The sequence below is a fragment of the Pelomonas caseinilytica genome, from assembly GCF_021353235.1.
Taxonomy (GTDB): domain Bacteria; phylum Pseudomonadota; class Gammaproteobacteria; order Burkholderiales; family Burkholderiaceae_C; genus Pelomonas; species Pelomonas caseinilytica.
Genome location: NZ_JAJTWT010000013.1, coordinates 55,251 through 67,604 on the forward strand (window position 1 = coordinate 55,251; position 12,354 = coordinate 67,604).

Annotated in this window: 1 protein-coding gene (cut by a window edge); it reads left to right on the forward strand. The window is 70.6% G+C overall.

The genetic code is table 11. The features are described from left to right. Positions 1-12,354: the 5' end (the start) of a calcium-binding protein gene (locus LXT12_RS23030; protein WP_233394645.1), read on the forward strand. It continues 23,772 nt past the right edge of the window; only the first 12,354 of its 36,126 coding nucleotides appear in the window; it begins with the start codon at positions 1-3; its stop codon lies beyond the right edge, outside the window.

A 12,354-nucleotide genomic window follows, 5' to 3' on the forward strand; every position in this document is an offset into this window, starting at 1 on the left:
ATGTCGATCAAATCCTTGCGCGCCCGTGCGGCGGCTGCCCTCCGTCGTGCCTCCAAGAACGCGTCCACGCGCGTCCCGGCCTCCGAGCGACAGAGCTGGAAGATCGAGACCCTCGAACCCAAGCTGCTGCTGTCGGCCGATGCCCTGCCGGCCGTGCACCTGCTGGCCACGCAGAGCGACGCGGCGGCGCCCAAGGTCTACGGCTTCGAGCGCGGCGAGGGCGCGGCCTGGATCGACGCGCGCCTGCCTGGCGACACGGCCAGCGGGCTGCTGCAGCTCGGCGCCGGCATCGCCCCAGCCGACTTGGCGGTGCGCCGCGTGGTGGATGACGCCAGCGGCGAGGCCACGGCGCTGGAGGTCGCGCTGACGGGCACGGCCGACCGCGTGCAGGTCCGCGGCTTCTTCACCGACGCCAACCCGATTCAGTCCCTCGCCTTCGCCGACGGCACGAGCTGGAGCGCCAAGACCCTGGCCGGGCTGGCCGATGCCGCCCCTGCGGCGGCGCTGTCGGCCCAGGCGCCTGCCGTCACCAACACCCTCACGAACGGCCCCGGCAACAACCTCTACCTTTTCGGTCGCGGTGACGGTGCGACGACCGTCCCCTCCTACTCCGACCCCAACCTCGGCAAGGTCAACACCCTGCAGTTCAAGGCCGGCGTGCTGCCGGCCGACGTGGCCGTGGCGCGGGCGGCGGACAGCCAGGCCGGCGGCAACGTGGCCCTGGCCCTGTCCATCGTCGGGACGGCCGACGTCATCACCTTCAACGGCTTCCTCTATGGCGGCACGCCGGCCAACGAGTTCAACGGCCTGCAGAAGGTGACCTTCGCGGACGGCACGGTCTGGGACGTGTCGCAGCTGCTCTTCCTGCTCGGCATGGGCACGGCCGGCAACGACAGCCTCACCGGCGGCAGCGGCGCCGACCTGCTCAACGGCGCGGCCGGCAACGACAGCCTCAGCGGCGTCGGCGGCAACGACTCGCTCTACGGCGGCGCGGGCAACGACAGCCTGGACGGCGGCGACGGCGACGACATGCTCGAAGGCGGCAGTGGCGACGACACCCTCAACGCCGGCTACGGTAGCAACACCTTCGTCTTCGGGCGCGGCGACGGCGCCGACCGCCTCTACTACAACTACAGCGGCGGCCAGGCGCGCGTCAACACGCTGCAGTTCAAGGCCGGCATCGCGCCGGCCGACGTCGTCATCCGCCAGGCCTACGACAACTACTTCGGCGGCAACCGCGCCCTGGAGCTGTCTATCGCCGGCACGGCGGACAAGATCACCGTCAACGCCTTCTTCCTGAACGACGACCCGGCCAACGCCTATGCCGGCATCCAGCGCGTGCGCTTCGCCGACGGCACGGAATGGACGGCCAACCAGATCGTCACCATGCTGCTGGCCGGCACGGCCGGCGACGACAACCTGCGCGGCACCGCCGCGGCCGACACCATCACCGGCCAGGCCGGCAACGACACGCTCAACGGCGCGGGCGGCGACGACGTCGTCTCCGGCGGTCTGGGCAACGACACCCTCTACGGCGAGGCGGGCGCCGACCAGCTCTTCGGCAACGAGGGCGACGACAGCCTCGATGGCGGCGACGGCAACGACACGCTCGAAGGCGGGGCCGGCAACGACACGCTGAACGCCGGCTACGGCAGCAACAGCTTCGTCTTCGGCCGCGGCGACGGGCAGGACCGCCTCTACTACAACTACAACGGCGGCCAGGCCCGCACCAACGTGCTGGTCTTCAAGGACGGCATCGCCCCCGGCGACATCGTCGTGCGCCAGGCCTACGACAACTACTTCGGCGGCAACCGGGCCCTGGAGCTGTCCATCGCCGGCACGGCCGACAAGGTCACCGTCAACGGCTTCTTCTACGCCGACGACCCGGCCAATGGCTATGCCGGCATCCAGCGCGTGCGCTTCGCCGACGGCACCGAGTGGGACGCCGCCACCCTCATGGGCCTGCTGCTGGCCGGCACGCCGGGCGACGACAACCTGCGCGGCACGGCCGCGGCCGACGTCATCAACGGCCTGGGTGGCAACGACACCCTCAACGGCGCGGGCGGCGACGACATCGTCTCCGGCGGGCTGGGCAACGACACCCTGTACGGCGAGGCCGGGGCCGACCAGCTCTTCGGCAACGAGGGCGACGACAGCCTGGACGGCGGCGACGGCGACGACACCCTCGACGGCGGCGCGGGCAATGACACGCTGAACGCCGGCTACGGCAGCAACACCTTCCTGTTCGGCCGCGGCGACGGCCAGGACCGGCTCTACTACAACTACAACGGCGGCCAGGCCCGCACCAACGTCCTGCAGCTCAAGGCCGGCGTGCTGCCGTCCGACGTCGTCGTCAGGCAGGCCTACGACAACTACTTCGGCGGCAACCGCGCGCTGGAGGTTTCCATCGCCGGCACGACGGACAAGATCACCGTCAACGCCTTCTTCTACGCCGACGATCCCGCCAACGCCTACAACGGCATCCAGAAGATCCGCTTCGACGACGGCACCGAGTGGAACATCGCCGCCATCCTGGCGCGCGTCTACACCGGCACCGAAGGCGACGACGTCTTCCGCGGCACCGTCGCCGACGAGACCTTCTACGGCCTGGGCGGCAACGACAGCATCGCCGGCGCCGGCGGCAACGACCTCATCGACGGCGGCGCGGGCAACGACAGCCTCGCCGGCGAGGACGGCGACGACACCCTCGTCGGCGGCACCGGCAACGACAGCCTGAGCGGCGGCGCGGGCAAGGACCTGCTGCAGGGCGGCGCCGGAGACGACAGCCTGGACGGCGGCGATGGCGACGACACCCTCGACGGCGGCGCGGGCAACGACACGCTGAACGCCGGCTACGGCAACAACACCTTCCTGTTCGGCCGCGGCGACGGCCAGGACCGGCTCTACTACAACCACAACGGCGGCAACGCGGCGCGCGTCAACACCCTGCAGTTCAAGGCCGGCGTGCTGCCGTCCGACGTCGTCGTCAGGCAGGCCTACGACAACTACTTCGGCGGCAACAACGCTGCGCTGGAGCTGTCCATCGCCGGCACGACCGACAAGGTCACCGTCAACGGCTTCTTCTACGCCGACAACCCGGCCAATGCCTACAACGGCCTGCAGAAGGTGCGCTTCGACGACGGCACCGAATGGACCATCGCCGACCTCGTGGCCAAGGTGCAGACCTTCACCGACGGCGACGACAACGTGCGCGGCACCATCGCCGACGAGGTCCTGAGCGGCGGCCTGGGCAACGACACCATCGCCGGCGCGGCCGGCAACGACGTCATCGACGGCGGCCCTGGCAACGACAGCCTCTCGGGCGACGACGGCGACGACACCGTCACCGGCGGCAGCGGCAACGACAGCCTGAGCGGCGGCAACGGCGTCGACCTGCTGCAGGGCGGCGACGGCAACGACTCGCTCAGCGGCGGCGCCGGCAACGACCAGCTCTACGGCGGCACAGGCGACGACAGCATCGACGGCGGCGACGGCGACGACCTCATCGACGGCGGCGCCGGCAACGACACCATCAACGCCGGCTACGGCAGCAACACCATGCTGTTCGGCCGCGGCGACGGCCAGGACCGGCTCTACTACAACCACAACGGCGGCAACGCGGCGCGCGTCAACACCCTGCAGTTCAAGGCCGGCGTGGTGCCGGCCGACATCGTCGTGCGCCAGGCCTACGACAACTACTTCGGCGGCAACAACACCGCGCTGGAGCTGTCCATCGCCGGCACGACCGACAAGGTCACCGTCAACGGCTTCTTCTACGGCGACAACCCCGCCAACGCCTACAACGGCCTGCAGAAGGTGCGCTTCGACGACGGCACCGAATGGAGCGTGGCCGACCTCGTCGCCAAGCTGCTGGCCGGCACGCCGGGCGACGACAACGTGGCCGGCACCTACGCCGACAACGAGATCCACGGCGGCTCGGGCAACGACACCCTGGCCGGCCGCGGCGGCAACGACGTGCTCTACGGCGAGGAGGGCAACGACGCCCTCTACGGCGAGGATGGCAACGACCGCCTGGTGGGCGGCGCGGGCAACGACTGGCTGGACGGCGGCACCGGCAACAACACCTACGTCTTCGGCCGCGGCGACGGCCAGGACACCATCGCCTACCGCTACGACACGACGGCGGGCAAGCTCAACACCGTCGAGTTCCGCGCCGACGTGCTGCCCGGCGACGTGACCGTGCGCCGCGTCTACGAAAGCCAGAGCGGCGGCATCAACGGCCTGGAGCTGGCCATCGCCGGCACCAACGACCGCATCACCGCCAACTTCTTCTTCTACGGCGACGACCCCGGCAACTACTACAACCCGCTGCAGCAGGTGAAGTTCGCCGACGGCACGGTGTGGAACATCGCCCGCCTCGTGGAGCTGATGAGCGCCGGCAGCGAGGCCAACGACAACCTGCGCGGCACGACCGGCGCCGACACCCTCTCCGGTGGCCGCGGCGACGACATCCTCAGCGGCAACGACGGCAACGACCGCCTGCTCGGCGGCGATGGCAACGACGCCCTCTACGGCGGCAACGGCAACGACACCCTGGACGGCGGCACGGGCAACGACTGGCTGGACGGCGGCACCGGCAACAACACCTACCTCTTCGGTCGCGGTGACGGGGTCGACAGCATCGCCTACGTCTACGACCCGAGCGGCGGCAAGCTCAACACCCTGCAGTTCAAGGCCGGCGTGGCGCCCGGCGACGTGGCGCTGCGCCGCCTGACGGCCGACCAGGGCAATGCCAACGAGTCCCTGGAGCTGAGCATCGCCGGCACCCACGACCGCATCTACGTCAACTGGTTCTTCCAGGGCGACAACCCGGCCGGCAGCGCCTACAACCCGGTGCAGCAGATCCGCTTCGACGACGGCACCACCTGGAGCGTCGCGGCCATCATGGCCCAGCTCGGCCAGGGCACGGCCGGCGACGACGTGCTGCGCGGCACCACCGGCGCCGACAGCCTCTCCGGCGGGCGCGGCAACGACACGCTCGACGGCGCCGACGGCAACGACACGCTCTCCGGCGGCGACGGCGGCGACGCCCTCTACGGCGGCAACGGCAGCGACACGCTCGACGGCGGCGCCGGCAACGACTGGCTGGACGGCGGCAGCGGCAACAACACCTACCTCTTCGGCCGCGGCGACGGCCAGGACACGGTGGCCTACGTCTACGACACGGCGGCGGGCAAGCTCAACACCGTGCAGCTCAAGCCCGGCGTGGCCGTGGGCGACGTGCAGCTGCGCCGCCTGACCGGCAGCCAGGGCAATGCCAACGAGTCGCTGGAAATCGCCATCGCCGGCACCGAGGACCGCCTGCTCATCAACTGGTTCTTCCAGGGCGACAACCCGTCCGGCAGCCCCTACAACCCCGTCCAGCAGATCCGCTTCGACGACGGCACGACCTGGGACGTGGCCGGCATCCTCGCCGCCCTGGGCCAGGGTACGGCCGGCGACGACTCGCTGCGCGGCACCACCGGCGCCGACAGCCTCTCCGGCGGGCGCGGCAACGACACGCTCGACGGCGCAGACGGCAACGACACCCTCTCCGGCGGCGACGGCAGCGACGCGCTCTACGGCGGCAATGGCAGCGACAGCCTGGACGGCGGCGCCGGCAACGACTGGCTGGACGGCGGTACCGGCAACAACACCTACCTCTTCGGCCGCGGTGACGGCCAGGACACGGTGGCCTACGTCTACGACACGGCGGCGGGCAAGCTCAACACCGTGCAGCTCAAGGCCGGCGTGGCCGTGGGCGACGTGATGCTCCGGCGCGTCACCGGCAGCCAGGGCAATGCCAACGAGTCCCTGGAGCTGAGCATCGCCGGCACCGAGGACCGGCTGCTCATCAACTGGTTCTTCCAGGGCGACAACCCGGGCAGCGCCTACAACCCGGTGCAGCAGATCCGCTTCGACGATGGCACCACCTGGAACATCGGCGCCATCCTCGCCGCCCTGGGCCAGGGCACGGCGGCCGACGACGTGCTGCGCGGCACGACGGCCGGCGACAGCCTGTCCGGCGGGCGCGGCAACGACTCGCTCGACGGCGCAGACGGCAACGACACGCTGAGCGGCGGCGACGGCAGCGATGCCCTCTACGGCGGCAACGGCAGCGACACGCTCGACGGCGGCGCCGGCAACGACTGGCTGGACGGCGGCACCGGCAACAACACCTACCTCTTCGGCCGCGGTGACGGCCAGGACAGCATCGCCTACGTCTACGACACGGCGGCCGGCAAGCTCAACACCGTGCAGCTCAAGGCCGGCGTGGCCGTGGGCGACGTCGTCCTGCGCCGCCTGACCGGCAGCCAGGGCAATGTCAACGAGTCGCTGGAAATCGCCATCAAGGGCACCGACGACCGCCTGCTGGTCAACTGGTTCTTCCCCGGCGGCAACCCCGCCAGCGCCTACAACCCGGTGCAGCAGATCCGCTTCGACGACGGCACGGCCTGGGACATCGCCGCCATCGTGGCGCGGCTGGACACGCCGCCCGCGACGACGACCATCAACGGCACCAACCTCGCCGAGACCCTGACCGGCACCGACGCCGACGAGACCATCAACGGCCTGGGCGGCAACGACACCCTGGCCGGCAAGGGCGGCACGGACTTCCTCTCCGGCGGCACCGGCAACAACACCTACCTCTTCGGTCGCGGTGACGGCGCCGACACCATCCTCTACAGCGGCGACACCTCCGGCACGCGGCTCAACACCGTGCAGTTCGGCGCCGGCATCGGCGTGGCCGACCTGAAGCTGCGCCGCGCCTTCGACAGCCAGACCGCGCGCTACACGGCGCTGGAGATCGGCATCGCCGGCTCGGCCGACCGCCTGGTCATCAACTACTTCCTGGAGAGCGACAACCCCGCCAACGCCTACAACCCCGTCCAGCAGCTGCGCTTCGACGACGGGACGATCTGGACGGCGGCCGAACTCTTCAACCGCCTGCAGCTCGCCACCGCGGGTGACGACACCCTCATCGGCTCCACCGGTGCCGACAGCCTGGACGGCGGCGCCGGCAACGACACGATGTCGGGCCGCGCCGGCAACGACGTGCTCACCGGCGGCCAGGGCGACGACGTGCTCTTCGGCGAGGACGGCAACGACACCCTGGATGGCGGCACGGGCAACGACTACTTCAACGTCGGCACCGGCAACAACACCGTGGTGCTGGGCCTGGGCGACGGGCAGGACCTGCTGGTCAACACCGCCTGGGACACCGGCAAGACCAACACCCTGCAGTTCAAGGCCGGCATCACCCCGGCCGACGTGACGCTGCGCCGCGTGCTCGACCAGGGCGCCCACAACTACACCGCGCTGGAGATCGCCTACGGCAACGGCGGCGACAAGCTCACCGTCAACGCCTTCTTCGAGGGCGACGACCCCAACCGCGGCTACAACCCGCTGCAGCGCATCGCCTTCGCCGACGGCACCATCTGGACGATCGCCGACATGCTGGCCCGACTGGCCAGCGGCACGCCAGGCAACGACGTGCTGACCGGTACGGCCTGGGCCGACACGCTGAACGGCAGCAACGGCAATGACACCCTCGCGGGCCGTGCCGGCAACGACGTGCTCAAGGGTGGCGCCGGCGACGACGTGCTCTACGGCGAGGACGGCAACGACAGCCTGGATGGCGGCGCCGGCAACGACTACCTCAACGTCGGCACCGGCAACAACACCCTGGTGCTGGGCCTGGGCGACGGGCAGGACCTGCTCGTGGGCACCGCCTGGGACACCGGCAAGACCAACACCCTGCAGTTCAAGGCCGGCGTCAACCCGGCCGACGTGACGCTGCGCCGCGTGCTCGACCAGGGCGCCCACAACTACACGGCGCTGGAGATCGCCTACGGCAATGGCGGCGACAAGCTCACCGTCAACGCCTTCTTCGAGGGCGACGACCCCAACCGCGGCTACAACCCGCTCCAGCGCATCGTCTTCGCCGACGGCACCACCTGGACGATTGCCGACATGCTGGCCCGACTGCAGAGCGTCGGCACCGGCAACGACGTGCTGACCGGCACGGCCTGGGCCGACACGCTGGACGGCGACGCCGGCAACGACACGCTGGCCGGGCGGGCCGGCAACGACTCGCTCACCGGCGGTGCCGGCGACGACGTGCTCTACGGCGAGGACGGCAACGACACCCTGGACGGCGGCGCCGGCAACGACTACCTCAACGTCGGCACCGGCAACAACACCGTGGTGCTGGGCCTGGGCGACGGGCAGGACCTGCTGGTCAACACCGCCTGGGACACCGGCAAGACCAACACCCTGCAGTTCAAGGCCGGCGTCAACCCGGCCGACGTGACGCTGCGCCGCGTGCTCGACCAGGGTGCCCACAACTACACCGCGCTGGAGATCGCCTACGGCAACGGCGGCGACAAGCTCACCGTCAACGCCTTCTTCGAGGGCGACGACCCCAACCGCGGCTACAACCCGCTGCAGCGCATCGTCTTCAACGACGGCACGATCTGGACGATTGCCGACATGGTGGCCCGCGTGGCCACCGGCACGCCCGGCAACGACAGCATCCTGGGCAGCGCCTGGGGTGAAACCATCGACGCCGGCGCCGGCAACGACAGCGTGCTGGCCGGCGCGGGCAACGACACCCTGCGCGGCGGCGACGGCGACGACAGCCTGGCCGGCAGCGACGGCAACGACGTCTTCGACGGCGGCGCCGGCAACGACACCCTCAACCCCGGCTACGGCAGCAACACCTACCTCTTCGGTCGCGGTGACGGCCAGGACACCCTGCTCGAAAGCCCCTACGACACCGGCAAGACCAACACGCTGCAGTTCAAGGCCGGCATCACGCCCGCCGACGTGGTGGTGCGCCGCGTCTTCGACTACCGCACCGCCCAGTACACGGCCATCAGCGTCGGCCTGGCCAACAGCGACGACAAGCTCACGGTCAGCTACTTCTTCTACAACAACGACCCGCGCAACGGCTACAACCCGCTGCAGCAGGTCAAGTTCGCCGACGGCACGACCTGGGACCTCAACGCCCTGGTCGCCGAAGTCGACAAGGCCGTCGGCATGGACCTCGTCGTCAAGGACGTGGCCGTGTCGCCCGCCGACGGCGCCGGCCAGATCCTCTCCGGCGGCCAGGTCACCGTGACGTGGACGACGGTCAACCAGGGCACCACGCCCACCATCGGCGATTTCGCCGACCGCGTCACCCTGCGCAGCGCCAGCGGCGACGTGCTGGCCGAGCTGCTGCTGCCCTATGTCGAGGCCACGTCCGGCCCGCTCGCGGGTGGTGCCAGCATCACGCGCACGGCCACCCTCAAGCTGCCCGACGGCCCGACCGGCGCCGGCAGCCTGCTCGCCGTCATCGAGAGCGACTTCGGCAACACGCAGAAGGAAGGCGGCAACCGCGAGACCAACAACCGCGGCCAGGCCGGCTTCACGAGCACGCTGGCCGAGTACGTCAACTACGTCAACCTCGTCGCCAGCAACCTCAGCATCACCCCGCCAGGAGACTGGCAGAACGGCGACACCGTCACCGTCGGCTGGACGACGACCAACGCCGGCACCATCCCGCCGGGCCGCAACTGGACCGAGCGCGTCGAGGTGCTCAACCAGACGACCGGCATCGTCATCGCCAGCCTCACCCGCACCGGCACGCCGGCCGAGGCCCAGCCCGGCGCCAGCGTCGACCGCACGGCCAGCTTCAGCTGGCCCGGCGGCGCCAACGCGGCCGGCGCCATCCGGCTGCGCGTCACGGTCGACGCGGGCAACGAGATCGCCGAGTTCAACAGCACCGGCTCGCTGGAGAACGACAACCAGCTCGAAGCCAACGTCAAGGTCGGCAGCGACCTCATCGCCCGCAACCTCGCTCTCGACTCCGCCACGCCCACCTCGGGCGACGTGCTGACCCTGAGCTGGGAGGACGTCAACCAGGGCCGCGTCGCCACCAACCTGACCTACCAGGACCGCGTCGTCATCCGCCAGCGCAACGCCGACGGCAGCGCCGGCCCGGTGCTGGTCGACACCCTGGTCAGCTTCACCGGCAATGCCGCCCTGCCGCTGGCCGCCGGCGAGGCGCGCCAGCGCAGCTACAGCTTCGCTCTGCCCGAGGGCCTCAAGGGCGCTGGCACCTTCGACGTCACCGTCAGCGTCGACCGCAGCAGCACCGGCGCCGGCATCGTCTACGAGACCAATGCCGACGGCACCGCCGAGAGCAACAACGACGCGAGCTGGAGCTTCACCGCCGCCCTGCGCACCTATGCCGACCTCGCCGTCACGGCGGTGGACGTGCCGGCCAGCGCCAACTCCGGCAGCGACATCAGCGTCTCCTGGACCGTGCGCAACAACGGCGCCGCCACGGCCAGCGCCACGGGCGGCTGGGTGGACCGCATCGTGCTCAGCCGCGACGACATCGCCGGCAATGGCGACGACATCGTGCTGGCCGAAGTGCCGCGCGGCACCGCCCTCGCCGCGGGCGCCAGCTATGGCCAGACGGCCACCGTGCGCATCCCCACGCGCCTGGACGGCAGCTACCGTATCGCCGTCATCAGCGACGCCACGGCCAAGGTCACCGAGCCCGACACCCGCGCCGACAACGCCCGCCTGTCGGCCGCCATCGCCATCAGCCAGACCTATGCCGACCTCGTGCCGGCCCTGACCGCCGTGCCGGCCGAAGTCTTCGCCGGCCGCAGCGCCCGCGTGGAGTGGTCCGTCCGCAATTCGGGCACCGTCGCCACCGACGTGAACCGCTGGGTCGACCAGGTCTACCTCAGCAGCACCGCCAGCCTGACGGCCCAGTCCGTGCTGCTCGGCTCCGTCACCCGCGTCGGCACCCTGGCCGTGGGCGAGAGCTATGCCGCGGGCCTGGACTTCACCGTGCCGCGCGACGCGGCCGGCGCCCGCTACTTCATCGTCAGGACCGACGCCTTCACGGCGGTCTACGAACTCGGCCGCACCGAGAACAACGTCGTCGTCGCCGCCGAGGCCACCACCGTCAAGGCCGAGCCCAAGCCCAACCTGCAGATCGAGGCCCTGAACGCGCCCGCCAGCTGGCGCGTCGGCCAGACCGTGCAGCTCGCCTACACGGTGCGCAATGCCGGCAACGACGCCGTCAGCGGCTTTTTCGGCGAGGAGATCCGCCTCGTCGACACCACGGGCCTCGCGCCCACGCAGGTGCTCTCCAGCACCTGGGCCTTCCAGACCCTCGCGGCCGGCGCCACGATGACGCAGACCCTGAGCCTGGCCGTCCCGGCCCTGCCGCCGGGCAACTGGCGCCTGGAGGTCGCGGCCGACAAGGGCAACTACGTCGCCGAGTCCAACGAGGCCGACAACGTCGCCACGGCTGACGTGGCCGTGGTCGCGCCCGACCTCGTCGTGGGCAACCTCGCCACGACCGGCCTGCTGCAGGGCGGCGAAGCCATCACGCTGAACTGGACGACGCGCAACATCGGCAGCGCCCCGGCGGCGGCCATCCGCGAGAAGGTCTACCTGTCGCGCGACGGCCTCGTCGATGCCGCCGACACCCTGCTCGGCGAGCGCCTCGTCGACGCCCTGGCCGCCGGCGCGTCCAGCAGCGGCTCGCTGGCCTTCACGCTGCCGGTGGACCTTTCCGGCGCCTGGCGCCTCATCGTCGTCACCGACACCGCCAACGCCAACAACGAGTCGACCCGCGAGAACAACAACCTCGATTCCCTGGCCATCAACGTTGCCCAGGACGCCTATGCGGACCTGGCCGTCATCAGCGTCGCCGCGCCCACCCAGGTCATCGACGACCCGGCCAGCATCACGGTGGAGTGGACCGTCCAGAACCTCGGCCCCGGCGCCGGCCGCACGTCGAGCTGGACCGACCGCGTTATCTACAGCACCAATGCCGTGCTGGGCGACAGCGACGACATCGTGCTCGGCAACGTCGCGCACGACGGCGCGCTGGCCAGCGGCGCGAGCTACACCGGCCACCTGGACGTCCAGTTCGGCCCGGCCTTCAGCCGCCACGGCACCATCTTCGTGAAGAGCGACGCGACGGGCGCCGTCTGGGAGAACGGCAGCGAGGCCAACAACGTCAAGGACGCCGGCCACGCGACCGACGTCATGCCCATCCCCTACGCCGACCTGCGCGTCGAGTCCGTCAGCACGCCGACCCAGGCCTACAGCGGCCGCGAGCTGACCGTGCAATGGACGGTGGCCAACCGCGGCATCGGCATCACCAACACGACGGGCTGGACCGACAGCGTCTGGCTCAGCCGCAACGCCGACGGCAGCGGCCAGCGCTTCGACCTCGGCAACGCCGGCCACCTCGGCCAGATGGCCGTGGGCGACAGCTACAACCGCAGCATCGTCGTGCGCCTGCCCGACGGCATCTCCGGCGACTGGTTCCTCAAC